The organism is Streptomyces sp. NPDC053673, from assembly GCF_055585225.1.
In genome coordinates this window covers 44,907-68,570 of sequence record NZ_JBVJKN010000001.1, presented here as the reverse complement: position 1 = coordinate 68,570, position 23,664 = coordinate 44,907, and the positions used below count along the sequence as shown (strand labels likewise).

Here is a 23,664-nt window from a genome sequence, read left to right as displayed (position 1 = left end):
GACGGTCACGGAACGCCGACGGGGGCGGGCCGGGACCGCAGCCCGGCCCGGAGAATGTGGACGCTGATGATCAGGGCCCAGAACGGGAAGACCAGTTCGGACCAGGGAATGCCCCGCGGCGCGAGGAGCAGCGTCAGACCGCAGAGATATCCCAGGATCGTGAGCGGGCGCGGAAGGGCGCCGAGGCGACGCCCCATGGCCGAGGTCGTGAAGATGAACACGGCCGCCATCCGCATCGCATAGGTCGTCATCAGGGTGTACGCGAAGTCCCGTCCGAACCCCACGTGCGGTGGGTTCGTGCCCGTGGTGGCGGTTCCCGTGGCCAGCACGGTGTCGGCGGCCGCGGCGGCGGCGAAGAGCGTGGCCACGAAGATCAGGCCACTGCCCAGGAACGCGGTGGCGATGAACCTGTCCTCCGCGTCCCCGACCCGAGTACGCAGGGCGCCGATGAACCAGAGGAAGAAGATGCCGGCGAACGGAACGAGCCCGAGCGCCGTGTGCACCGCCTCGCGGCTCGACGGGTCGTCGAACGCACCGGCGTCGGCGTTCTCGGCCCCTTCCGGAAGCGCCAGCCGGACCAGCACGATCGCTGCCGCGAGCAGCAGAGCGAAGATGATCCCGGCCACGCCCGCAGCCCGGGGCGTCGCCATCCGCTGTTCGTTCGCGTCCACGGGGCCGCTCGCTTTCTCCCCCCTCACCAGCAAGCGGCTTCGTCCCCGGCGGCGCCACCGGGACCGCCCGTGCGGGTGACAGCGCAGCGGGCCGGAACCGGTGTCCGACCGGTCCGGCCCGCGTACCCGCCCCGGGTCCTACGGTGTGCCTGCCGGGCGGACCACCATCGCGGAGCCGCCGCCCCGTCGCACCTTCTCCGCCGCCGCGAGCCAGCGGCCGTCGGGCAGGCGCTGGATACCCGTCGCCGCCCCGATCTCCGGGTTCTGGCGGAACGCGTGGCCCAGTGCCTCCAGCTCCGCCCGCAACGGGCTGTTCCACAGCGCCGGTTCCAGCTCTGTCGTCGGCTGGTTGCGCTGGCTGGCGCGCGGGGCGGCGATCGCGTCGACCAGGGGAAGCCCGCGGTCGAGGACGCCCGTCAGCGTCTGGAGCACCGTGGTGATGATCGTCGCGCCGCCCGGGGAGCCGAGGGCCAGCACCGGCCGGCCACGGTCGTCCAGGACGATCGTCGGGGAGATGGAGGAGCGGGGGCGCTTGCCGGGCCCCGGCAGGTTCGGGTCGTGGACCGCCGGATCGGCCGGGGCGAACGAGAAGTCCGTCAGCTCGTTGTTGAGCAGGAAGCCCCGCCCGGGGACGGTGATGGCACTGCCGCCCGTCGACTCGATCGTCAGGGTGTACGCGACGACGTTGCCCCACTTGTCGGACGCGGTCAGGTGCGTCGTGTTCTCGCCCTCGTACGTCGTCGGCGCCGCCGTACCGCCGCTCGCGCACGCCGCCGGGTTGCGCGGGTCACCGGGGGCGAGCGGGCTCGTCAGCACGGCGTCGTCGCGGATCAGGCACTCGCGCGAGTCGGCGAACCGCTGCGACAGCAGCTCCCGGACCGGCACGTCCTCGAACGCCGGGTCGCCGACCCACCGCCCGCGGTCCGCGAACGCGATGCGGCTCGCCTCGACGAAGCGGTGCAGGTACTTCGCCTCCGAGAGGCCCGACAGATCCGTCCGCTCCAGGATGTTCAGGGCCTCGCCCACGCTCGTACCGCCCGACGACGCCGGACCCATGCCGTACACGTCCAGTCCCCGGTACGACACCTTCGTGGGCCGCCGCTGCTGCGTCTCGTACGCCGCCAGGTCCCGCAGGGTCAGGTCACCGGGCCGCACGATGCGCGTCGCGCCTTCCCGTACGCCGGGCTTTCGTACGGTGTCGACGATGTCCCGGGCGATCGGGCCCCGGTACAACGCGCCGGTGCCCTCGCGCCTGATCTCCTCGTAGGTACGCGCGAGATCCGGGTTCTTGAACACGGACCCGACCACCGGCAGCTGCCCACCGGGCAGGAACACCTCGGCCGTGGCCGGGAAGTCGCGGAACCGCGCCTCGTTCGCCTGGGTCTGGGAGCGGAAGGTCGCATCGACGGTGAAGCCGTCCTTCGCAAGCCGCTCCGCCGGCTTCAGCAGCTGACCGAGCGGCCGGCTTCCCCATGCGTCGAGCGCCGCGTCCCAGGTCGCGGGTGTGCCGGGGCTGCCGACGCCGAGGCCGCTGGTCATGCCCTCCTCGAAGGGAATGGGCTTGCCGTTCTCCACGAACAGCGAGGCGTCCGCCGAGCGCGGCGCGGTCTCCCGCCCGTCGATCGTGTGGACCGTGCGCGTCTTCGCGTCGTAGTAGACGAAGAAGCCGCCCCCGCCGATGCCCGCCGAGTACGGCTCGGTGACGCCGAGCGCCGCGGCCGTCGCCACCGCCGCGTCCACCGCGTTGCCACCGCGCCGAAGCACCTCGATGCCCGCGGCCGAGGCGTCCGCGTCGACGCTCGCGACCGCTCCCCCGTAGCCGACGGCCACCGGCTTCTTCACCGGGACACCCGGGGCCGGGGCCGGGGCCGGGGCCGGGGTTGGGGCCGGCGTCGGTGGCGCGGCCGCACCTACGGACAGCACCGCCAGCGCGACGGCGGGTATCGTGACGAGACGAGCGGCACTCCTACGCATCCGTACCTCCGGTCAGCGAACGTCCGCGGAGCGTAACTTCACCGTACGCCGCTCGTCAGGACCGCCTCGAACACTGTTCCGCACGGCCCGCTAGCATGCGCGCCCATGAATGAAGACCTGCGCAACATCGTGCTCGGTGTGGTGGCCGCCGGTATCAGTGCCTCGCTCGGCTGGCTCGCCCGGACGTATCTGTGGCGCCGTAAGCTCCGCCGCAAGCAGGCCTTCTTCGGTCTGCCCGGCAATTCCGAGTGTCTGCTCGTCGTCAATCGCGAGGCCGGCAGCGAGGGCGCGGTCCACCGCTTCGACGTGTTCGCCCTGCTCGAACTCTCCGCCCTGATCAAGGACTGCGGGGCGAACGCCCAGATCGTCCAGCACGATGTCGCTCAGCAGGGATTCGGCGAGCGCACGGAGTTCTGCGTCGGCGGCCCGTACTCCAATCGCCGGATGGCCGCCCATCTCTCCTCCCTCCTCCCCGGCGTGAAGATCAACACGGATGTGGAGCCGGGCCCCGACCGGGGCGCCTTCCAGATCGGCTCCGAGCGTTACCGCCTGGAGGCGGGCACCACGGAGTACGTCATCCTGGCGCGCCTGACCGCCGGCGAGGCCGGCAGACCGGTCTTCCTCTTCTGCGGACAGCGCGCGATAACGAATCAGGCGGCCACCCGCTATCTGGCCCGCCACCACCAGAAGCTGGCCCGCAAGCACGGCAGCAGCTCCTTCGTCCTGCTGCTCAAGGTCGTCAACACCCAGGCGTACGGGCCCGATGTCGTCGAGCTCGTCGCCGACGTGACCCGTGCCGCGCAGGAGCCGCTGCCCGCTGTCCGGAACTCGCACCGCGCCAAGGACTGAGGTCTCTCGGGGAAGCGGCGTGGTGTGCGACGCCCGGGCCCGGGCGTCGCCCGTCGTCGCCCGTCGTCGCCCGTACTTGAACGGATGCCGTCGGCAGGCCGTACGGGTAACCGCGGCCCCGGGCCCACGGGTCAGGTTCGCCGTGCCGTCAACGCGATCCGCACGGAAGGACCTTCGGGTGTCGCTCTGGACACACTCTCGAAAACTGCCGGACCAGGATGCCGTCGTCACGGAGGAGGACTCTCCACGGCGCGGCTCGCCACAGCAGCCGGCGGACGCCGACGCCGTGCGCCACGGCGACGACCCCGGCGGGTCCGTCCCCGACGGCCGGCGGAAGAAGCACCCGCGCGCCGCACGGGCCGTGACCCGGGGCACCACCGTCCTGGCCGCCGTGCTCGTGCACGTCGCCCTCCTGCTGCCGGACGAACTCCCCCGCCTCACGCCCGCCGCGTTCGTCCGCATCCCGGTGGAGGCCGTGTTCGGCACGGCCGTACTGCTCGTCCTGCGGCCGAAATGGAGGCGGGCGGCCGCCGTGGTCGCGGGGACGGGGCTGGGCCTGCTGACCGTCCTGAAGCTGCTCGACATGGGCTTCTACTCGGTTCTCGACCGCCCGTTCGACCCGGTGCTCGACTGGATTCTGCTCGACGACGCCGAGGCGTTCCTCAGCGACTCCGCCGGGACGACCGGGGCGATAGCCGCCGTGGCCGGGGTCGTGGTCCTGGTGCTCGCCCTGCTCGTCCTCATGGCCCTGGCCGTCGTCCGGCTGAGCCGCGTCGCCGTCCGGCACAGCGCCGCGGCCGGCCGTGGGGCGCTCCTGCTCGGGACCGCCTGGGTCACCTGCGCGGCGTTCGGCACACAGATCGCCGCCGTGCCGCTCGCCTCCCGCGCCACGGCCGAGTTCGCCCAGGAGCACGCGCTCCAGGTGCGTGCGGGCCTGAAGGACCGGCAGGCGTTCTCGGAGGAGGCCGACGTCGACGCCTTCCGCGGCACCCCGGCCGACCAGTTGCTGACCGGGCTGCGCGGCAAGGACGTCCTCTTCGTCTTCATCGAGAGCTACGGGCGCAGCGCGGTCCAGGATCCCCGGATGGCGCCGCAGACCAGGGCGGTGCTCGCGGACGGGACCCGGCGGCTGCGCGCGGACGGCTTCCTCTCCCGGAGCGCCTTTCTCACCTCCCCGACGTCGGGCGGCGGCAGTTGGCTCGCCCACTCCACCTTCATGTCGGGCCTGTGGATCAAGAATCAGCAGCGCTACCGCAGCCTCACCTCGAGCGACCGGCTGACCCTCACGGGCGCCTTCCGGAACGCAGGCGCCTGGCGGACGGTCGGCATCATGCCGGGCGTCACCCGGTCCTGGCCGGAGGGGAGGTTCTACGGTCTCGACCACGTCTACGACTCCCGGAACCTCGGCTACCAGGGACCGAAGTTCAGCTGGACGCCCGTACCCGACCAGTTCAGCCTGGCGGCCTTCGAACGCCTGGAGCACGGCAAACGGGACCACGAGCCGCTGATGGCGGAGATAGTTCTCGCTTCCAGCCACAACCCCTGGGCACCGATACCCAGAACGCTCGGCTGGGAGGAGATCGGCGACGGCTCGATCTACCACTCCGTCAAGAAGGAGGGCAAGGATCCCGAGGACGTGTGGAGGGACCCCGACCAGGTGCGTACCGAGTACCAGCGGGCCATCACGTACTCGCTCACCAGCCTGATCTCCTACGTGGAGAAGTACGGCGACGACGACACCGTGCTCGTCTTCCTCGGCGACCACCAGCCCGTCGGGACGGTGACCGACGGCGAACTCGGCCGGGACGTACCGATCAGCGTCGTCGCCCGCGACCCGGCCGTGCTGCGGCGGATCTCCGGATGGGGCTGGCAGGAGGGCCTGGCACCGGGCCCCGGGGCTCCGGTCTGGCGGATGGACACGTTCCGGGACCGCTTCCTGACCGCCTACGGTCCGCAGCCCGGCGCCGCTCCGTCCGTTCCGGCCGCGCCGTCCCCCTGACCGCCCGGGGCGCGGGGCGGTTCACGTCACGTCCTCGCGTGCGCCGCCCCCCGGGACACGGCCGCGCCGTCCCGGATCCTCACGACCCACAGCCACCTGACGTCCCGTCCGAAGGACCAGACGAGCGATGCCAGCGCCGCGAGGACGGCCACGTACGCGGCCGGGCGCGGGACGATCCCGGCGGCGGCCACGAGGAGGACGATCCCCTGCAGGGCGGCCACCGTCTTGCGGGCCAGGCTCGGGGGCAGCGGCCCGTGCAGCCACGGCAGCACCCGGGCCGCCGCGACGAAGGCGTAGCGCATGGCTCCGATGACCAGCACCCAGGCGCCCATCGGCATGGCGACATGGATGCTGAGCACCATGATGAGGAACGCGTCGACCTCCATGTCGAAGCGTGCTCCGAAGCACGACTCCGTCCCGGTGCGCCGTGCGACCTGGCCGTCCACCGCGTCGAGGACCAGCGCCACCGTGGTGAGGACGGCGAGGAGCACGGTCGGCGGACGGCTCACGAAGGACTCGGCAACCAGCGCCGTCACACCCCCCACAAGCGTCGTCCTGGCCAGGGTCACGCTGTTGGCCGGACCGAACGGTCCGCCCCGCGAACGGCGCAGCGCACGCGTGAGCAGGGCCCAGGTGACGACCGTGAAGGCCAGGCCGGTCAGCCATCCGGCGGGGCCGAATCCGGTCGCCGTGCCGAGCACGGCCAGCAGCAGGATCTGCGCGCCCGCTCCCACGGCCGTCTCCGGGATCAGCGCCTTCGTGCTGTTCGTGCCGCTCAGGGCCACTGCGTACCTCCGGCCGTGTGACAGAGTCGATGCCCGCCGCGTACTGTGTGCGCGCCGTCATGATTGTCAGAACGTAAATCAACCCGCGAGCGTTCAGCAGGAGGCCGTCGATGGAGCGCGCCGCACGTGCTTTCTGGCTCCGCTCCCCCGGCAACGGCGAGATCCGGGACGTGGCGCTGCCCGAGCCGGGCGCCGACGACGTCGTGGTGCGCGCGCTCTGTTCCGGGGTGAGCCGGGGGACCGAGAGCCTGGTCTTCCGCGGGGGCGTACCGGAGAGCCAGTACTCCGCGATGCGGGCGCCGTTCCAGGACGGCGAGTTCCCCGGGCCCGTCAAGTACGGCTATCTCAGCGTCGGCCTGGTCGAGGAGGGGCCGCGGCACCTCGTCGGGCGCACGGTCTTCTGTCTCCACCCGCACCAGAGCCGCTACGTCGTCCCGGCGAGTGCCGTGGCCCCCGTGCCGGACACCGTCCCGGCCGGACGGGCGGTGCTGGCCGGCACGGTGGAGACCGCGGTGAATGCGCTGTGGGACGCTGCGCCGATGGTCGGCGACCGAATCGCCGTGGTCGGCGCCGGCATGATCGGCTGCTCCGTCGCGGCTCTCGTCTCCCGGTACCCCGGCGTCCGCGTCCAGTTGGTCGACCCCGATCCCGCCCGCGCCACCGTGGCCGGGGCACTGGGTGTCGACTTCGCGCTCCCCGAGGACGCCCTGGGGGACTGCGACCTGGCCGTCCACGCCAGCGCGACCGAGGCGGGACTCACCCGCGCCCTGGAACTGCTCGCGCCGGAGGGCACGGTCCTGGAGCTGAGCTGGTACGGCGACCGGCGGATCAGCCTCCCGCTGGGAGAGGCGTTCCACTCCGGCCGTCTGGTCCTGCGCGGCAGTCAGGTCGGCAGGGTCGCGGAGGCGCGGCGCTCTCGCAGGACCTTCGCCGACCGGCTCGCGCTCTCGCTCGACCTGCTCGCCGACCCGGCCTTCGACGCACTGATCACCGGCGAATGCGCGTTCGATGAGCTGCCGTCCGTGATGTCCAGGATCACCGCGGGGGACCTTCCCGGGCTGTGCCACCGCGTCCGGTACGACGCGGACACGGCCGTCGATCGCGTCCGGCCCGGGGCCGCCCGCACCGTCGGGCCCTGACGACCGGCGACCGGCGACCTGCAACCCGGCGAGCCGGCAACACGGCAACCGGGCACAGGTCCCCGGACGGTCCGGCAACCCGGCACGGGCCCCGTACGGCCCGGTTCCGAGCGACCCGGGTACCCGATGACCTGGTCCTCTGAACGCACGAGACACTGCGGCCGTAGTGAAGGGCAGGCAGAGCCGTCGGCTGCCGGAACCGTCGACCGGGAGGTCACCGCACTTGTTCAGCGTCACCGTCCGCGAGCACCTGATGATCGCGCACAGCTTCAGCGGCGAGGTCTTCGGACCCGCCCAGCGTCTGCACGGAGCCACCTATCTGGTGGACGCCACCTTCCGGCGTCCCGAGCTGGACGCCGACAACATCGTCGTCGACATCGGTCTCGCCACCCGCGAACTGAACGCCGTCGTGGGCGAGTTCAACTACCGCAATCTCGATGACGAGTCCGAGTTCGCCGGCGTCAACACCTCGACGGAGTACCTGGCCAAGGTCATCGCCGACCGCCTGGCCGACCGGGTGCACGCCGGAGCGCTGGGCGAGGGCGCCCGGGGCCTGACCGGCATCACCGTCACCCTGCACGAGTCACACATCGCGTGGGCGAGTTACGAGCGGGCCGTGTGAGCCGGGCAGCGAACGGCGCGGCCGCCTCCGCCCCGCCCGGCCGCTCCGTCCGGGTCGTGATGCCGGCAGGCGTCGACGATCCGGCGTCACCGAGCGGGGGCAACACCTACGACCGCCGGGTGTGCCGGGAACTGCCGCAGCTCGGCTGGCAGGTGCACGAGCACACCGTCGCGGGCGACTGGCCGAACCCCGGGGCCGAGGCGCGCGAGGAACTGGCCCGGACGCTGCGCGCCTGGCCGGACGGCTCCCTCGTCCTCCTGGACGGACTCGTCGCCTGCGGTGTCCCGGAGGTCGTCGTCCCCGAGGCCGAACGGCTGCGCCTGGCGGTGCTGGTGCACCTGCCACTGGGCGACGAGACCGGCCTCGCCCCGGACGTGGCCGCGGCGCTGGACGAGGGCGAGCGCCGGACACTGCGGGCCGTGGCAGCGGTCGTGGCGACCAGCGAGTGGGCAGCGGGCCGGCTCGTGGACCACCACGGCCTCAGCCCCGCCCGGGTCCATGTCGCCGCCCCGGGAGTGGACATCGCGCCCCTGGCGACCGGTGCCGGGACCGCTACCGCATCCGGCACCGGCAGGCCCCCGCGCCTGCTGTGCGTCGCGTCGGTGACCCCCCGCAAGGGGCAGCATCTGCTGGTGCGGGCCCTGGCGTCGGTCGCCGACCAGCCGTGGACCTGTGAGTGCGTCGGCGGGCTGGGCCAGAGTCCCGGCTACGTCGGCCGGGTACGGGAGCTGATCCGCGAACTCGGTCTCGGCGACCGGGTGCACCTCACCGGCCCCCGGAAGGGCCCCGGGCTGAACGCGAGTTACGCCGCCGCCGACCTCCTCGTGCTCGCGTCGCGCGCCGAGACGTACGGCATGGCCGTGACCGAGGCGCTCGCGCGCGGCGTTCCCGTACTGGCGACGGCCGTCGGCGGAGTCCCGGAGGCGATGGGGCACACACCCGACGGCAGTGTGCCGGGCACCCTCGTGCCGCCGGAGGATCCGGCGGCACTCGCCGCGGCGCTGCGCCGCTGGCTCGGCGACCCCGGCGAACGGCACCGCTCCAAGGCCGCCGCGCGACGGCGGCGCACCGCACTGGCCGGCTGGGAGACCACGTCACGGAGCCTGGCCAAGGCGCTGGAACAGATCCGGCAGGAACCCCTGGAGGCCGCATGACCACGACCGATGTCACGCGCTACGCACCGGAGTGGCTGGCCCTGCGTGAGGCCGCCGACGCCGCGTCCCGCGCGCCCGAACTCCTCGGCCCGCTGCGCCGCCATCTGACGGGCCCCGCCGGCCCGGGGCACCGGCCGGGCCGGGACACGACACTGGCGATCCGCGACCTCGGCTGCGGCACCGGCTCCATGGGACGCTGGCTGGCACCTCGACTGAACGGGCCGCAGCACTGGATCCTGCACGACCACGACCCCGAGCTGCTCGACCTCGCCGCCGGCCGGCTGCCCCGTACGGCGGCGGACGGCAGCCCGGTCACGGTCACGACGGAGCGTGGTGACATCGCCCGGCTGACGGCGGACGGCCTCGCCGGCACCTCGCTGGTGACGGCCTCGGCCCTGCTGGACGTGCTCACCCGCGAGGAGTTGGACGGGCTGGTCGCGGCCTGCGCCGGTGCCGGCTGCCCGGCACTGCTGGCGCTGTCCGTGCTGGGCCGGGTCGACCTCACCCCGGCCGATCCGATGGACGCCGAGATCACCGACGCGTTCAACGCCCATCAGCGCCGGGTGGACCACGGCCGCCGGCTGCTCGGGCCCGACGCCGTCGCGGCGGCCTCCGTGGCCTTCGCCCGTCAGGGCATGACCGTACAGGTGCACACCAGCCCGTGGCGTCTCGGTGCCGCTTCCCGGGCGGCCGCCGGACTGCAGGACGCGGCCCCGGGCGCCCGCGACGCGGCGCTGATGACGGAACTGACCGCCGAGTGGCTGCGGGGCTGGGTCGGCGCCGCGCGGGAACAGCGGCCGGAGCTCGCGTCCCGCGCCGACGCCTATCTGCGGCGGCGTCTGGCGGCGTGCGAGGCGGGCGAGTTGGCTGTGGTGGTGCACCACAGTGACGTACTCGCCCTGCCCCGGCGGACGGGCGGCGCCTCGTGATCCGCGCGGTCCGGGCCCGCCTCGGCATGCTCGCCGGAGCGGGGATCCTCGCGGCGGTGCTGTGGTGGCAGGGCACCGGCGCCTTGCGGGACGGGCTGCACGGGATCGACGGCTCCGCTCTGCTCGCCGCCCTCGGCCTCGGCCTGTTCACCACCGTGCTCAGTGCGTGGCGCTGGTGCCTGGTGTCCCGTGGTCTGGGCATCAGGCTGCCGCTCGGCCGGGCCGTGGCGGACTACTACCGCGCGCTGTTCCTGAACGCGGCGCTGCCCGGTGGTGTCCTCGGAGACGTCCACCGCGCGGTACGGCACGGACGGAACGCCGGTGCCGTCGGCCGGGGCGTCCGGGCGGTCCTGCTCGAACGGATCGCGGGGCAGGCCGTTCTCGTCGCCGCCGGTGCGACGCTCCTGATCGCGCATGTCGCCCCCGCCCCCGCGGAGGCGGTCCGGCTCACCGCGACGACGGGAGCCGCCGCTGCCGTCGCCGCGGTCTGCGGGCTGGTGGTCGTGGGCGTGGCAAGGCGCCGGGGGAAGCCGGGCACCTCGCGGTGGCGCCGCGCGGCCCGGACCACGCTCGCCGAGGCGCGCCTCGGGCTCCTCGCCCGGGGCAGCTGGCCGGGCGTGCTGGTCTCGTCGGTGGCCGTGCTCGCGGGGCACCTCGGCCTGTTCCTCCTCGCCGCCCGAGCTGCCGGATCGACGGCGCCGGCGGCCCGGTTGCTGCCGCTGATGGTGCTCGCGCTGCTCGCCATGGTGCTACCGCTGAACATCGGCGGCTGGGGCCCCCGGGAGGGAGTCACCGCCTGGGCGTTCGGAGCTGCCGGCCTGGGCTCCGCCCAGGGGCTGGCCGTCGCCGTGGCCTACGGACTGCTCGCGTTCGCCGCGGCCCTGCCCGGAGTCGTCGTGCTCGCCGTCGAGTGGATCGGCGGACTGCGGCGTGCGCAGGTCGAGTTCGAAGAGGGTGTCCTCGCCGAGGGCGGCCCGTCGCACCGGCGGCCGCAGCGCGTCCCGCATCAGGTCGGGGCCGGGGAAGCCGAGCCCTGGGACACCGTCGCCTATCAGGACCGGTGCCACGGTGACGTAGAGCCGGTGCAGCGCACCGTCGTGCAGGAAGCGCGACACGGTGACGCCGCCGCCCTCCACCATCACACGGCCCAGGCCGCGGCGCCCGAGCTCGTGCACCAGGCGCCGAGGGGCGAACGCCGCGGTGTCGGGGAGGACCAGCACGTCGACGCCGTTCATGCCCTCGGTGTCCGCAGCAGCGCGCCCGCACTCGCTGTCGGCGCTCACCACCCAGAGGGTCGGCGCCGCCCCGTCGGTGAACACGTGGTGTCGCGTCGGCACCCGGCGGTGCGGGTCGAGGACGACACGCACCGGGTTGGGCCCGGCACAGGCGCGGACCGTCAGCCGGGGATCGTCCGCGACGGCGGTGCCGGCACCGACGACCACGGCGTCGGACAGTGCGCGCAGGCGGTGCAGGTGCTCACGGTCCTGCGCGCCGGTGACGTAGTCGGCGTCGCCCTTCCGGGTCGCGATGAAACCGTCGAGACTCTGGCCCAGTTGGGCGAAGGTGAACCGGGGGCCGGCCAGGCACAGGGGGAGGTAGCGGTCGGCGAGGACGTCCGCCTCGTGCGACGCGTCCCGCCAGCGGCGCCGGCCGTCGGCGTCGCGCAGCAGTCCGGCGGCCTCGGCCTCCGCCTCGGTCCGCAGTCCGAGCAGCAGGTCCCAGGCTCCCGGCGCGTCGAGCGTGCGGGCGCGCCGCCCCGCGGCGGTCCCGCTCATCGGGTGCCCCGCGAGGCCGGGTCCGGGGACGCGGCCGGGTCCAGGAGCGAGAAATACCCGGCGAACGAATCGACGAGTCCGGCCAGCAATTCCTTTCCCTTCTCGGCAGTTGCCAAGGACGGACGGCCGACGACTCCGGTCGCTGTGTAGGCCCGCATCCCGAGAGTGAGCAAATGCCGTCGGTCGTCGGCGACGAAATCGGAGGTCATATGTCCGGAGGGGACGAGTTCCGGGTCCTCGTGCAACAGGATCGAGGTCTCGACTTCACCCGCGTGCATATCGGTGTGGGACGGCGTCTGTACGCCGGCCCGGTCCCTTGCCGCGTTCCAGTCGTCCGAGCCGGGGAAAAGCGCCATGCGCGTGCCGCTGCCCACGGACTCCTGCACGACGTTGCGCAGGACGTAGTTCCCGCCGTGTCCGTTGACCAGGACCAGTGCGGCGACGCCGGAACGGCGAAGCGATTCCGCGATGTCCCGGACGACGGCGTGGAGGGTCGCGGCGGACATGCTGACGGTGCCCGGCCAGTCGGCGTGCTCGTGCGAGCAGGAGACGGTCAGCGGAGGCAGCCGGAGGACCGGATACGCTGCGGCGATCTCCCTGGCGACGGCGCAGGCGATGATGGTGTCGGTCATCAGGGGGAGGTACGGTCCGTGCTGCTCAAAACTACCCACGGGCAGAACGGCGATCCGGGCCCGCGCCGCCCCCGCGTCCTCCGTCGTCTCCAGCGGCAGAAGTCCCCATTCCGGCGGTCGCGCATACGGGCCACTCATGTCCCCGACCCTTTCTTGCCCGGCTCTATTCCTTGTGGCCCGAGTTGTCCTGCTCGAACACCCTTGAACAGAAGGACCAGTTGAGATATTCCGATTGATTTCATGTTCCGGCCAGAGACTACCCGACAGGATCCACCCATGACAGACACCTATGTCGCCCCGCACACAGAGGTTCGTTCCCTGGATGTCGAACGCAGGGCAACGGTCCAGCTTTCCACCCGTTACGGCGTTTTTCGCGCCGTCGGCTACCTGGACCTCAGTCGCGGGGACGAACAAATGGCGTTGGTGTACGGCGACGTCGAAGGCGACGACGTACTGGCCCGGGTGCACTCGGAGTGCCTGACCGGGGACGCCTTCGGGTCCCGGCACTGCGAGTGCGGGGACCAGCTGGACGCGGCGCTGCGCGCGATCGTGAGCGAGGGGCGTGGTGTGCTCCTCTACCTCCAGGGGCACGAGGGCCGGGGAATCGGCCTGCTGGCGAAGCTCCAGGCGATGCAGCTCCAGGCGGAGGGACTGGACACCGTCGAGGCGAATCTCGCTCTCGGGCTCCCGGCCGACGCCCGCGACTACCGGGTGGCGGCGGACATGCTCCACGACCTGGGGGTGCGTTCCGTACGGCTGTTGTCGAACAACCCGGACAAGCGCGACGCGCTGCTCCAGCACGGTGTCGAGGTCTCCGAGCAGGTGCCGCTGCTCACCCCGCCGCGCGAGGAAAATCTCGCCTATCTGCGGACCAAGCGGGAGCGGTTCGGCCACCATCTTCCGCACCTGGACCGTGTGACGGCCGACTCCTCGCCGGATCCCGGCCCAGTGCCAACTGCAGCGACTTGATGCCGTTGATGAAGTTGGAGACCAGCCGCCGGGGCGGTGCGGCCAGGGTGAGCGGCGGCAGCACCTCCCGTGCCTCCTCCTGCAGCACGCGCAGCTGGAGGCGGGCGAAGTGGGCGCCGAGGCAGACGTGCGGGCCGTTCCCGAAGGACACGTGCGGGTTCGGCGAGCGGGACAGATCGAGGCGGTACGGGTCGGTGAAGGCGCGCTCGTCGTAGTTGGCCGAGGCGTGGAAGACGACGACCTTGTCGCCTCTGCACACGTCCTGCCCGCCGAGCGTGAGGTCACGGGTCGCCGTGCGGCGGAACGACAGCACGGGCGGGTGCCAGCGCAGCAGTTCGTCCACGGCGGTGTCCACCGCCACCTCCCCCGCCCGCAGCCGCCGCTGCTCGTCCGGGTGCTCGGCGAGCGCCAGGAGCCCGCCGGGCGCGGCGCTGCGAACGGTGTCGTTCCCGGCGACGGTGAGCAGGAAGAAGAACATCTCCAGTTCGGCGTCGGAGAGTCCGGAAGCGGCGATCGATGTCATGACGTCGTCGGCGGGTTTGCGGCGCTTGTACGCCGCGAGTTCCTGGGCGTAGTCGAACATCTCCCGCAGCATCGCGGGTGAGCGGGGGTTGACCGGTCGCCCGTCCGCACCCAGTACGGGCGGTTCGTCCGGGTCCTGGTAGGCGATGACGCGTTCGGTCCACTTCAGCAGCAGGGCCCGGTCGCTCTCCGGTACACCGAGCAGGTCGGCGAGGTTGAGCAGGGCGTAGTCGTCGGTGACGGTGGCGACGAGGTCGACGACGGGGCCCGCCGCGCGGGCGGTTTCGAGCAGCTCGCGGGCGCGGTCGCGGGCAGCGGCGGCGAAGCGGTCGATGCGGGCGGGGGTGAAGGCCCGGCTGACGAGACGCCGCAGCCGGCCGTGGCCGGGCGGGTCCTGGTTGAGCATCATGCGGCGGATGAAGGGCAGGTCCGCCGGGTCGGGATCGCGGATCTGGGTCGCGCCGAGCCAGGACGAGAAGTTCGCCGAGTCCCTGAGCACGCGGACGACACCGCCGTGCCGGGTGACCGCCCAGAAGCCGGGCCCCGCGGGCCAGCCCAGCACCTCGTACTCCTCCTGCCAGGCCACCGGATGATGGGCGCGCAGCTCGCGGAACGCGTCGTGGGGCAGCCCGGCGGCGTAGCGCCGCGGGTCGAAGACGTCGGGGACGGCCGGCGTGCTCATACGTCGGCCCGCAGGAAGTCCTCGACGGTACGGATCAGCTGGAGCGGTGTCTCGTCCATGGCGTGGTGTCCCGCGGCGGCCAGCTCGGCGAGTTCGCCCCGCAGGTACGACCGCAGCCAGGTCTCCCGCATCAGGTCGGCGCTGATGGCCGGGTCGAGAGCTCCGACGACGGCGAGTGCCGGGACCGTCGATCCCTCGATGTCGGTGTGGAAGTCCTCGACGGCCCAGGAGTCGAGCCAGGCGCGGAACGCCTTGGGATCAGTGCGCTCCACGGAGCGCCGCATCATGCGGTCGAGCCAGGCGGCGGGCCGTCCTGAGCCGGTGGTGAGGTCGATGATGGTGCGGCGGTTGGCCGGACGGTCGGCGGCGTCCGCGAAGAGCCCCCACTGGTCGGGCGGCATCGGCAGCCCGTGGGCCGGCACGGGCGAGATCCCGACGAGCCGCCGCACCCGGCCGCGCGCGAGGACGGGCACGCGCTGGACGACGGCCCCGCCCATGGAGTGGCCGATGAGCGAGAAGCGGTCCCAGCCGAGGTGTCCGGCCAGCGCGAGCACGTCCTGGGCGCCCTCCCTCGTGGTGTATGCGCCGAGGGTGCCCCTGGCCTCCCCGTAGCCACGCAGGTCGACGAAGGCGTACGTGAACGACTCCAGGTCGAGGTCGGGGCGCAGGGAGGCGTAGGCGTCGCGGTCGGCGAGCCAGCCGTGGACGGCGACGACGTGGTGCGGGCCGTCACCGAGCAGCGTGTGCGGGAGCACGAAGGGGGTCACGTCTTCTCCGTTCGCGGGGCAGCGGAGTGAAGGGACTGGTGAAGGGACTGTCGTACGCCACCACGGTGTACCGGAGCCGGCGAAATCGCCAGGGTGCAGAACCGGCGCACTGTCGGACATGTCACATCCCTCAACAGCGGAGATTCCCGGCATATACGCAACCTGGGCCTCCACTTCCCCCTCTCCACCTGCGAGAGAGATCGTCACGGAGGTTTTGAGTTGAGCCGCAGCCGCGTCCGTATGCACCCGCGCACCCCGCTCGCCCGCCCTGCCCGCGCCGCCGCCGCAGCCGGAGTCACGGCCCTGGCGGTGGCTCTCGCCGGGTGTTCCGGGGCTTCCACCTCGGACGCGAAGGCCGGGGACGGTGAAGGGAAGGCGCGCACCGCCATCACGGTGAATCTGCAGGGCAAGCAGGCCAAGGCGGGTGAGCCGGTACGGGTGACGCTCGCGGCGGGGAAGCTGAGGGAGGTCACGGTCACCGACTCCAAGGGCGGCAAGCTCAAGGGCACGGTGGCTGCCGACGGCCGCACGTGGACCTCGGCCCGTAAGGCCGCACCGGGCACCGCCTACGCGGTCGAGGCGCGGGACGACAAGGGCGGCACCGCAACCGCGGACTTCGCCACCGCCGCCGCGGACCAGGTCAACAAGCTGACGCTGGCGCCGGGCAAGAACTCCACCGTCGGGATCGCCCAGCCGCTGTCGATCGTCTTCGACCACCCGGTGAAGAACAGGGCGGAGGTCGAGAAGCACCTCAAGGTGACCACGTCGGACAACGCCCAGGGTTCGTGGGGCTGGATGGAGGACTGGTCGGGCAAGTCCCGGGCGGACTGGCGGCCGAAGGACTACTGGAAGCCGGGCACCAAGGTCACGCTGGACGCCGAGCTGAACGGCATCGACTCGGGCGCGGACGGCGGCTGGTTCGTCCGCGACTACACCACCGGTTTCACGGTCGGCAAGCAGCAGGTGGTGAAGGTCGACCTCGACAACCACAGGCTGAAGCTCTACCGGGACGGAGCGCAGATCAAGGACGTCCCGATGTCGGCCGGAACTCCCGGCGGCGAGAAGGCCTCCTGGCGCGGCACGGCCGTGCTGATGGCGAAGGAGGGCACGATCAACATGAACTCCGAGACGGTCGGGCTCGGTGACGCCTACGACAAGATGGTCGACCACTCGATGCGGCTGACCTGGTCGGGGATGTACGCGCACGCCGCGCCGTGGAACGCCACGTACTTCGGCAACGCCAACCGGAGTTCGGGCTGCGTGGGGATGAGCGACGCGGACGCGTCGGCGGTCTACGGCGAGGTCCAGGTCGGCGACCCGTTCGAGATCACCGGAGGCGGCGCCAAGGGCACCGTCGCCCTCAACAACGGCTACGGCGAGTGGAATCTGAGCTGGGCCGAATGGCAGGCGAAGAGCGCCCTGCGCTGAACTCCCGCCGGTTTCCGGCCGGTCCCCGCCCACCTCCCGTCGGCTTTCCGCCGAACTCCCGCCGAACTCCCGCTGAACTCCCGCTGACAGCGCGTCCAATATCGTTACCGTCGCGTAACTTACCGACCAGTTACCTAAGGTAAGCCCGCCAGGTTACCGTCGAGTCACTTGAGGACTGGTATGAGTCAGGAGTGAGCGATGGGACACCCCCACAAAGCCCTGCGCACCTCGACGACCGCGACGGTCTCGGCCGCGCTGCTGGCCGGGGCCGCCTTCGGGCTGACCCCGGCCGCTCCGGCAGCGGCAACCGAGGCCGCGGGCACCCCCGGTATCCGGTTCGTCGACATCCGCGGCGACGGCGGCACCGTACTCAAGGCCAACGTCGTCACCCCGGCGGGCGCCGACGGTTCGCGCACGTACCCCGTGATCGTGCTGCCCACCAGCTGGGCCACACCGCAGGTCGAGTACCTCGCACAAGCGAAGAAGCTCGCCGACTCGGGCTATGTGGTGGTCACTTACAACGTGCGCGGCTTCTGGCAGTCGGGTGGAGAGATCGAGGTGGCGGGGCCGCCGGACATCGCCGACGCATCCAAGGTCATCGACTGGACGCTCGCGAACACCCCCGCCGACCCGTCCAAGGTCGGCATGGCCGGCATGTCGTACGCCGCCGGGATCAGTCTGCTCACCGCCGCGCACGACAACCGGGTCAAGGCGGTCGCGGCACTCAGCGGCTGGGCCGACCTCACCGGCTCCATCTACAGCGGCCGCACCCAGCACGTCCAGGCCACCGCGCTGCTCGTCGGCGCGGGGAATCTCACCGGCCGCCCCAGTGCCGAACTCCAGCAGTTCACCAAGGACTTCCTCGGCTCGAACCTGGCCAAGGAGGACGAGATGATCGCCTGGGGGAAGAAGCGCTCCCCCGCCACCTACGTCGACCGGATCAACCGGAACGGCGCTGCCATGATGCTGGGCAACGCCTGGGGCGACACCATCTTCCCGCCCAATCAGTACGCCGAGTTCTACGAGCGGCTCACCGTTCCCAAGCGGCTCGAGTTCCGCCCCGGTGACCATGCGACCGCCGAGGGCACGGGTCTGCTCGGACTGCCCAACGACACCTGGAACAGCACCCACCGCTGGTTCGACCACTACCTCAAGGGCGTCGACAACGGCGTGGACCGCGAACAGCCCGTCCGGATCAAGTCCCGCTCGACCGGGGGCTACGAGACCTATCCGGACTGGAAGTCGGTGGGCGCGGACGCCCGGAAGGTCGCGCTGGGCGGCACCAAGAAGATCCACGCGAACATCGACTCGGGCGCCAACGGCGGCATCGTGCTGCTGTCCAGCGTGCTGGACCAGTTCCTGAAGCTGCCCCCGACGGCCTCGATCCCGCTGCTGCCGCGGTCGTTCGCCGCCGTCTGGCAGTCCGAGCGCGGCACGTCGGCGCAGCGGATCAGAGGGACGGCGAAGCTTCACACCACGGTCACCAGCACCAAGGAGAGCGGCACCCTCGTCGCGTATCTCTACGACGTGGGCCCGCTCGGCCTCGGCAAGCTGGTCAGCAATGCGCCGTACACCTTCCACGACCGGACCCCGGGCAAGCCGTTCACCGTGGACCTGGAGCTGTTCTCCACCGCCTACGACGTGCCGGCCGGCCACCGGCTCGCCCTGGTCGTCGACACCGTCGACCCGCTCTACATCGAGCACAACCCGTCCGGCGCACAGCTGACCTTCTCCTCGCCCACGGCCGACCCCTCGTACGTGTCGGTCCCACTGAGCGAGAAGTGATCTCCGGCCGCTGCCGGGCCGGGCACGGCTCTACGAGCTGCTGCCCGGCCCCGGAGAACGTGCATCCCCTGCGTAGTACTTGTCGGCGTACTTGTCGGCGTCACTCAGCTCGATCAACAGATCGACGGCCATACGCTGCCCTGCCCCAATCTCAGCGGTGTCGCGGTCAGCGCAAACTATCCAGCCCGGCAAGGGGCTTCACGCCCGACACGCACAAATAGGGCATAAGTCGCATTTGCCATCCGAACGAGGCAGCGAGGCATCAGGCCTCGGCCGCCTCCGCATACACCTGCGACAGCTCGGGCGAGCCGTGCATGGCCCAGTCCAGCCCCGCCTCCACCACATTGATCTCGCGCCCCGAGGCGAGGCGGACCACGGGATGACCGCCCGGCCAGACATGCCAGCCGGCACCCCGCACGGTCCGGACGATGACCGTGCCGAGATAGAGGCCCGCGTCGTTGCCCAGCCAGGGCAGCTCCTCCGGATCATCCCGCCAGCGCGGCGGCAACTGGTCCAGAGCCTCCAAAGAGGCCGGGGTGTCGTCCAGTTCAAGCCCCTGCTGCCCCACCCGGACCCGCAGCAGCTCGCACTCGGAGAGCAGCTCGGCCACGCCCTCCGGATCGCCTCCGACGGCGGAGGCCAGCGTCTGCCCCCGCTCACCCCCATGCCGTTTGCGCCAGTTGTCCAAGAAAGGGATGTTCATACCGATCAGCCTCGCATTCCCATGGACGGACGCACCACTGGGCGCGCGGGAGGTGCCCGGAAGCCGGCGCCTCCGGGGCCGGCGGCTCAGAGATCGAGGTCGACCACGACCGGGGCGTGGTCCGAGGCGCCCTTGCCCTTGCGCTCCTCGCGGTCGACGTAGCTGTCCTTGACTGCCTGCGTGAACGGCTCGTTGCCGTACACCAGGTCGATGCGCATCCCCCGGTTCTTGGGGAAGCACAGCTGGCGGTAGTCCCAGTATGTGAACGGGTGGTCGTACTTGAGCGGGCGGGGCACCACATCGGCGAGCCCGGCCTCGCGCAGGTGCTCCAGCGCGGCCCGCTCGGGCGCGGTCACATGGGTCATACCCTCGAAGAAGGACGGATCCCACACATCGGCGTCGGTCGGCGCGATGTTGTAGTCACCGAGCACGGCGAACGGCCGGTCACCGGCGGCGTCCTCGGCGACGGCCCCCTTCAGCGCCTCCAGCCAGGCCAGCTTGTACACATAGTGCTCGTGGGCGACCTCCCGCCCGTTCGGCACATACACCGACCAGACGCGGACCGGGCCACAGGTCGCGCTCAGTGCGCGCGGCTCCTGCGCGCCGCCGTACTCGGGGCCGCCTGGCAGACCCGTGACGACGTCCTCGAGACCCACCCGGGAGACCACCGCCACGCCGTTCCACCTGCCGTCGGCGTTGACCGCGGACTCGTAGCCGAGCTCCTTCAGGGCGTCGGCGGGGAACTGCTCCGCGGTGCACTTGGTCTCCTGGATGCACAGCACGTCGGTGCCGCTGCTCTCCAGCCAGGCGAGCAGCCGCGGCAGCCGGGCGGTGATCGAATTGACGTTGAACGTGGCGATGCGCATGCCGCAAGCGTAACCGCGGGGTGTGACAGTCAGCGGCGCGTCACAGGTCCACGGATCCTCCGGAGGAGAGCCTGCTGTGCTCGGCGCCGCCCAGGTTGCCGATGTGCGTGTCGTAGAGGGGGCGCGCGAGGTCGGTCAGCAGGGCGTCGTGGATGTCGATCGCGCGCTGCGGCCCGACCGCGCGTACGTAGTCGATGACCTCGGACACCTTGCTCCAGGGCGCCATCACGGGGAGCATCAGCGTCTCCACCTGCTGGTCGGGGACGGTCAGCGCGTCACCGGGATGGAACACCGAACCGTCCACGAGGAAGCCGACATTGGTGATGCGCGGCAGGTCCGGGTGGATCACGGCGTGCAGCTCGCCGTGGACCTGGACGTCGAAACCGGCGGCGGTGAAGGTGTCGCCGTTGCCGACGGTGTGCACCCGGCCGGGAAAGGCGGCCGACAGCTGATCGGCGACGCTGCGCAGCGTCCAGATCTCGGCGGCCGGATTCGCGTCCAGGGCGACGCGCAGCCGCTCCTCGCTGAAGTGGTCGGGGTGCTCGTGCGTGACGAGCACGGCGTCGGCGCCGGCCGCCGCGTCCGCCTCGCTGAAGACGCCTGGGTCGATGACGAGCGTCCGCCCGCCCTTTTCCAGCCGGATGCAGGCGTGCGACTTCTTTGTGAGCTTCACCGGGGTGGTCTCCTTCTCGCGTGCCGGTCCCGAGCCGATCTTTCCCCACCGCGCGCGTTCCCGTAACTGGGGCAAGCCCCCAGACCCCGGGTACAGCCTCCGGCCGTGTCCTCAATCGCCGGACGGGCTCAGAATGAGCCCCTCCGGCGATTGAGGAGCAGGGTTCGGAGCGGAGCCCCGGTTCGGGAAGGGGCGGGCTGGGGACAGGCCGGCTGGGGCCCGGCCCCCTGAGGAGCCCCGGGAGGGCTACTCGCGTGGGGTCGTCTCCTCGCGGATCACCGCCTGGGCGACCCGGAACGCGGAGTTCGCCGCCGGCACCCCGCAGTAGACCGCCGCCTGGATCAGGACCTCGCGGATCTCCGTCGGGGTCAGGCCGTTGCGGAGGGCCGCGCGGGTGTGGAAGGCCAGCTCGTCGAGGTGGCCGCCCGCGACGAGGGCGGTGAGGGTGACGACGCTGCGGGTGCGGCGGTCCAGGCCGTCGCGGGTCCAGACCTCGCCCCAGGCGTAGCGGGTGATCAGCTCCTGGAAGTCACCGGTGAAGTCGTCGGCCTCGGCCGTGGCCCGGTCCACATGGGCGTCGCCGAGCACTTCGCGGCGGACCTTCATCCCGGCCTCGTACGGGTCGGGCCGCGTCACCCCGACCGCCTGCGGCTGCTCGGCGGTGCGCGCCGGGGCGATCTCGGCGACCGGGGCGACCGGCGCCGAGATCGAGGGGACCACCGGCGGCGCGGGGATCGCGTGGAGTGTGTCCTGCCAGGCCAGGGAGAAGTGGCGTACCAGCAGATCGGTGACGGCCGCGGGCTGCTCCACGGGCGCCAGGTGGGAGGCGCCCGGGACCAGCGCGAGGCGGGCGTCGGGTATGCCGGCGACCAGGGTGCGGGCCTCCGCGGGCCCGGTGAGCCGGTCCTCGGAGCCGACCAGGACCAACGTGGGGATGCCGACCCGGCCCAGTTCGGCCCGGACGTCGAACTGGGCGAGCGCCTCGCAGGCGGCGATGTAGCAGCCGGGGTCGGTGGTGCGCACCATCTGGACGGCCCACTCGACGATCGCGGGCTGCGCGGCGACGAATCCCGGGGTGAACCAGCTCTCGGGCGCGGTACGGGCCATCGGGTCGAGGCCGTTGGTGCGGACGATGACGCCCCGCTGCCGGAACTCGTCCGCCGTGCCGAACCGGGGCGATGCGGCGACCAGCGCAAGCGACGCCACCCGGTGCGGCAGCCGCAGCGCGAGATCGATGCCGACCGCGCCGCCGATGGAGCACCCTGCGTAGCCGAAGCGCTGCACGCCGAGCTCGTCGAGGGTGTCGACGAGGCGGTCGGCGAGGTCGGTCACCGAGCCGGCGGCGTGCGCGGGGGCGCCGCCGTGGCCCGGAAGATCGAAGCGCAGGACCCGCCACTGCTGGGACAGCTCCGGTATCTGCCGGTCCCACATGTGCCATGTGGTACCCAGTGAGGAACCCAGGACCAGGACAGGGGCGTCTTCTGGCCCGTCAACGCGGTATTGCAGGGTGTTCGGTGGTGTCTCGCTCACCCGTCAGACCCTCTCATCTGTCACGACAGCCCCTATATGCGGGGTCCTGGCTGTGACTGTCTGACCAGGTGGAAGACCTCCCGGGCCGCATAGCGTTTGAGGCAACGGACGATTTCGCGCCGGGTCTTTCCCTCCTTGATCCGGCGCTCGTAGTAGTCCTGCGTGCGCGGGTCGACCCGCAGACGGGTGAACACGATCCGGTGGAGCGCGACATTGGCCTGACGGTCGCCGCCGCGGTTGAGGCGACGGAACCGCCGGCTTCCCGAGGAGCGCTCGACAGGACTGACCCCGCACAAAGCGGCGAAGGACGCCTCACTGTCCAGACGGCCCGGAAGACCAGCTCGCCGAGATCGCACAGGAGGTCACCCTTCGCGGCGAAGCCGCCGAACGCAGACGTCTCGACGAGATCGAAGCCGCGCGCCAGAAGCGCATCCGCTGGGAAGCCGCCATGGAAGACGCCCGCATCCAGTACGCCGAGGCGTACCGCTTCAGACACTTCGAAGCGCAGGAAGCGGCATGGCGCCACGCCACTGGACTGACGGAGTACTTGAGCACCGTACGCACGCGAGTCGAGGCCATGCCCCCGGGGCAGACCAGAACCGAAGCCGAAGCATGGATCAGCTGGGCAGCATCCACCGTCGAGCGCCTCGACCCATTGCACACACCACCCCGACTGCCCGACATCCCCGAACCACGAGCCGACGGCCTCAGGCCCTTCCTCGGGCACTGGAGCCCCTACGGCCCCTGACACGACACCCACCTGACACCCACCCCGCGTCACGAAACGTGACTACCAAGAACGAATGGGCAGGGGCAGCCAACAACTCAGCGGCCGGCCCGCTACCCCATCGCGGGGGCCACCTCCACACGGGTGAGCGTTCCGCTCAGCGGCCACCAAACCAGGCATGATGGGCCGCCAGAGACTGCGCCGTTCCTGCGTCGAATACGCGTCAAGACATCGCACCTAATGCACGTGACACCCATAACGCGCACTCGGAGAAACAGCAGGTCAGCGGCCCTTTTCGGCGGACTCAAGGATCGCGACGCACTCTACGTGCTGGGTCATCGAAAAGATGTCATCCAGCTAAACGATCAAGGGATCCGCAGGTCAGACCCACACCGACGTCTCTCTCAGGAAGGCCGAGCGTCAAGCGAGCGTCACGAAGTCGGGGCTGTCTCTGCCTACATGACCGGTCGCCGCGACGGCAGC

19 protein-coding genes and 4 pseudogenes are annotated in these 23,664 nt (G+C 71.6%); 11 read left to right on the top strand and 12 right to left on the bottom strand.

The genetic code is table 11. The features are described from left to right. Window positions 1–5: 5 nt before the first annotated feature. Together ACZ6ZQ_RS00375 and ggt are read right to left on the bottom strand one after the other, a co-directional pair. Entirely contained in the window at window positions 6–671 is a 666-nt protein-coding gene (locus ACZ6ZQ_RS00375) for a hypothetical protein (RefSeq protein WP_469766305.1), read from the bottom strand. Window positions 672–809: 138 nt separating this feature from the next. Beyond that, entirely contained in the window at window positions 810–2,645 is a 1,836-nt protein-coding gene (gene ggt, locus ACZ6ZQ_RS00370; protein WP_469766304.1) for a gamma-glutamyltransferase, read from the bottom strand. Window positions 2,646–2,750: 105 nt separating this feature from the next. On the opposite strand from ggt, the gene ACZ6ZQ_RS00365 reads away from it, so the two are divergent. Both ACZ6ZQ_RS00365 and ACZ6ZQ_RS00360 read left to right on the top strand, forming a co-directional pair. Continuing rightward, on the top strand, window positions 2,751–3,494 hold the full coding sequence (locus ACZ6ZQ_RS00365) for a hypothetical protein (RefSeq protein ID WP_469766303.1): 744 nt from the start codon (window positions 2,751–2,753) through the stop codon (window positions 3,492–3,494). A 178-nt stretch (window positions 3,495–3,672) separates the two neighbouring features. Beyond that, window positions 3,673–5,493, top strand: coding sequence for an alkaline phosphatase family protein (locus ACZ6ZQ_RS00360; protein ID WP_469766302.1), 1,821 nt, complete (start codon window positions 3,673–3,675; stop codon window positions 5,491–5,493). A gap of 26 nt (window positions 5,494–5,519) precedes the next feature. On the opposite strand, the gene ACZ6ZQ_RS00355 is transcribed toward ACZ6ZQ_RS00360, so the two are convergent. Beyond that, window positions 5,520–6,278, bottom strand: coding sequence for a CDP-alcohol phosphatidyltransferase family protein (locus ACZ6ZQ_RS00355; RefSeq protein ID WP_469766301.1), 759 nt, complete (start codon window positions 6,276–6,278; stop codon window positions 5,520–5,522). Window positions 6,279–6,388: 110 nt separating this feature from the next. Here ACZ6ZQ_RS00355 and ACZ6ZQ_RS00350 point away from each other — a divergent pair, with 110 nt between their 5' ends. From ACZ6ZQ_RS00350 to ACZ6ZQ_RS00330, 5 genes and pseudogenes are all read left to right on the top strand, one after another. Next, complete coding sequence (locus ACZ6ZQ_RS00350) at window positions 6,389–7,417, top strand: zinc-dependent alcohol dehydrogenase (RefSeq protein ID WP_469766300.1); 1,029 nt, start codon at window positions 6,389–6,391, stop codon at window positions 7,415–7,417. A 223-nt stretch (window positions 7,418–7,640) separates the two neighbouring features. Beyond that, window positions 7,641–8,039 carry a 6-pyruvoyl trahydropterin synthase family protein gene (locus tag ACZ6ZQ_RS00345; RefSeq protein WP_469766299.1) on the top strand — a complete coding sequence of 133 codons (399 nt, stop codon included), beginning with the start codon at window positions 7,641–7,643 and terminating at the stop codon, window positions 8,037–8,039. Window positions 8,040–8,098: 59 nt separating this feature from the next. Continuing rightward, window positions 8,099–9,193, top strand: a complete 1,095-nt coding sequence (locus ACZ6ZQ_RS00340; protein WP_469766795.1) for a glycosyltransferase family 4 protein — start codon at window positions 8,099–8,101, stop codon at window positions 9,191–9,193. After that, window positions 9,190–10,122 carry a methyltransferase domain-containing protein gene (locus ACZ6ZQ_RS00335; protein WP_469766298.1) on the top strand — a complete coding sequence of 311 codons (933 nt, stop codon included), beginning with the start codon at window positions 9,190–9,192 and terminating at the stop codon, window positions 10,120–10,122. The genes ACZ6ZQ_RS00340 and ACZ6ZQ_RS00335 overlap by 4 nt, the downstream gene beginning before the upstream one ends. A 26-nt stretch (window positions 10,123–10,148) precedes the next feature. Then, window positions 10,149–11,051, top strand: a pseudogene (locus ACZ6ZQ_RS00330) (lysylphosphatidylglycerol synthase transmembrane domain-containing protein); the annotation flags it as partial. Window positions 11,052–11,222: 171 nt separating this feature from the next. Here ACZ6ZQ_RS00330 and ACZ6ZQ_RS00325 read toward each other — a convergent pair. Both ACZ6ZQ_RS00325 and ACZ6ZQ_RS00320 read right to left on the bottom strand, forming a co-directional pair. Further along, a pseudogene (locus ACZ6ZQ_RS00325) lies at window positions 11,223–11,897 on the bottom strand (RibD family protein); the annotation flags it as partial. Further along, window positions 11,894–12,667: a creatininase family protein gene (locus ACZ6ZQ_RS00320; protein ID WP_469766297.1), complete on the bottom strand. Its 774-nt coding sequence runs from the start codon at window positions 12,665–12,667 to the stop codon at window positions 11,894–11,896. The gene ACZ6ZQ_RS00320 and the pseudogene ACZ6ZQ_RS00325, both read right to left, overlap by 4 nt. A 138-nt stretch (window positions 12,668–12,805) precedes the next feature. Here ACZ6ZQ_RS00320 and ribA point away from each other — a divergent pair, with 138 nt between their 5' ends. Beyond that, window positions 12,806–13,498: a GTP cyclohydrolase II gene (ribA, locus tag ACZ6ZQ_RS00315; protein WP_469766296.1), complete on the top strand. Its 693-nt coding sequence runs from the start codon at window positions 12,806–12,808 to the stop codon at window positions 13,496–13,498. Here the strand turns inward: ribA and ACZ6ZQ_RS00310 are convergent. Both ACZ6ZQ_RS00310 and ACZ6ZQ_RS00305 read right to left on the bottom strand, forming a co-directional pair. Further along, window positions 13,476–14,702, bottom strand: a pseudogene (locus ACZ6ZQ_RS00310) (cytochrome P450); the annotation flags it as partial. The gene ribA and the pseudogene ACZ6ZQ_RS00310 sit on opposite strands and share 23 nt — an antisense overlap. After that, window positions 14,699–15,469, bottom strand: a complete 771-nt coding sequence (locus ACZ6ZQ_RS00305) for an alpha/beta fold hydrolase (RefSeq protein ID WP_469766295.1) — start codon at window positions 15,467–15,469, stop codon at window positions 14,699–14,701. The gene ACZ6ZQ_RS00305 and the pseudogene ACZ6ZQ_RS00310, both read right to left, overlap by 4 nt. 219 nt (window positions 15,470–15,688) lie before the next feature. Here ACZ6ZQ_RS00305 and ACZ6ZQ_RS00300 point away from each other — a divergent pair, with 219 nt between their 5' ends. Together ACZ6ZQ_RS00300 and ACZ6ZQ_RS00295 are read left to right on the top strand one after the other, a co-directional pair. Next, window positions 15,689–16,897, top strand: a complete 1,209-nt coding sequence (locus ACZ6ZQ_RS00300; RefSeq protein ID WP_469766294.1) for a L,D-transpeptidase — start codon at window positions 15,689–15,691, stop codon at window positions 16,895–16,897. 198 nt (window positions 16,898–17,095) lie between these two features. After that, complete coding sequence (locus ACZ6ZQ_RS00295; RefSeq protein ID WP_469766293.1) at window positions 17,096–18,682, top strand: CocE/NonD family hydrolase; 1,587 nt, start codon at window positions 17,096–17,098, stop codon at window positions 18,680–18,682. Between the two features lie 262 nt (window positions 18,683–18,944). Here the strand turns inward: ACZ6ZQ_RS00295 and ACZ6ZQ_RS00290 are convergent, their stop codons facing one another. From ACZ6ZQ_RS00290 to ACZ6ZQ_RS00270, 5 genes and pseudogenes are all read right to left on the bottom strand, one after another. Continuing rightward, entirely contained in the window at window positions 18,945–19,385 is a 441-nt protein-coding gene (locus ACZ6ZQ_RS00290) for a DUF6278 family protein (RefSeq protein WP_469766292.1), read from the bottom strand. An 86-nt stretch (window positions 19,386–19,471) separates the two neighbouring features. Then, a complete protein-coding gene (locus ACZ6ZQ_RS00285) occupies window positions 19,472–20,251 on the bottom strand; it encodes an exodeoxyribonuclease III (protein WP_469766291.1) in 780 nt (259 codons plus the stop codon). Between the two features lie 40 nt (window positions 20,252–20,291). After that, window positions 20,292–20,924, bottom strand: coding sequence for an MBL fold metallo-hydrolase (locus ACZ6ZQ_RS00280; RefSeq protein ID WP_469766290.1), 633 nt, complete (start codon window positions 20,922–20,924; stop codon window positions 20,292–20,294). Window positions 20,925–21,170: 246 nt separating this feature from the next. Beyond that, entirely contained in the window at window positions 21,171–22,454 is a 1,284-nt protein-coding gene (gene pcaDC / locus ACZ6ZQ_RS00275; RefSeq protein ID WP_469766289.1) for a bifunctional 3-oxoadipate enol-lactonase/4-carboxymuconolactone decarboxylase PcaDC, read from the bottom strand. Between the two features lie 32 nt (window positions 22,455–22,486). Further along, a pseudogene (locus tag ACZ6ZQ_RS00270) lies at window positions 22,487–22,786 on the bottom strand (transposase); the annotation flags it as partial. 116 nt (window positions 22,787–22,902) lie between these two features. Between ACZ6ZQ_RS00270 and ACZ6ZQ_RS00265 the strand changes: the two are divergent. After that, window positions 22,903–23,202 (top strand): hypothetical protein, encoded by a 300-nt coding sequence (locus ACZ6ZQ_RS00265; RefSeq protein ID WP_469766288.1) that lies wholly within the window; start codon window positions 22,903–22,905, stop codon window positions 23,200–23,202. Window positions 23,203–23,664: the final 462 nt, after the last annotated feature.

What these genes read in the sequence shown, in the direction of transcription:
- ggt (WP_469766304.1), bottom strand. Translation starts at nt 2,645, where the DNA reads ATGCGTAGGAGTGCCGCTCGTCTCGTCACGATACCCGCCGTCGCGCTG.
- ACZ6ZQ_RS00365 (WP_469766303.1), top strand. Translation starts at nt 2,751, where the DNA reads ATGAATGAAGACCTGCGCAACATCGTGCTCGGTGTGGTGGCCGCCGGT.
- ACZ6ZQ_RS00350 (WP_469766300.1), top strand. Translation starts at nt 6,389, where the DNA reads ATGGAGCGCGCCGCACGTGCTTTCTGGCTCCGCTCCCCCGGCAACGGC.
- ACZ6ZQ_RS00340 (WP_469766795.1), top strand. Translation starts at nt 8,099, where the DNA reads ATGCCGGCAGGCGTCGACGATCCGGCGTCACCGAGCGGGGGCAACACC.
- ACZ6ZQ_RS00335 (WP_469766298.1), top strand. Translation starts at nt 9,190, where the DNA reads ATGACCACGACCGATGTCACGCGCTACGCACCGGAGTGGCTGGCCCTG.
- ACZ6ZQ_RS00320 (WP_469766297.1), bottom strand. Translation starts at nt 12,667, where the DNA reads ATGAGTGGCCCGTATGCGCGACCGCCGGAATGGGGACTTCTGCCGCTG.
- ribA (WP_469766296.1), top strand. Translation starts at nt 12,806, where the DNA reads ATGACAGACACCTATGTCGCCCCGCACACAGAGGTTCGTTCCCTGGAT.
- ACZ6ZQ_RS00295 (WP_469766293.1), top strand. Translation starts at nt 17,096, where the DNA reads ATGGGACACCCCCACAAAGCCCTGCGCACCTCGACGACCGCGACGGTC.
- ACZ6ZQ_RS00290 (WP_469766292.1), bottom strand. Translation starts at nt 19,385, where the DNA reads ATGAACATCCCTTTCTTGGACAACTGGCGCAAACGGCATGGGGGTGAG.
- ACZ6ZQ_RS00285 (WP_469766291.1), bottom strand. Translation starts at nt 20,251, where the DNA reads ATGCGCATCGCCACGTTCAACGTCAATTCGATCACCGCCCGGCTGCCG.
- ACZ6ZQ_RS00265 (WP_469766288.1), top strand. Translation starts at nt 22,903, where the DNA reads ATGGAAGACGCCCGCATCCAGTACGCCGAGGCGTACCGCTTCAGACAC.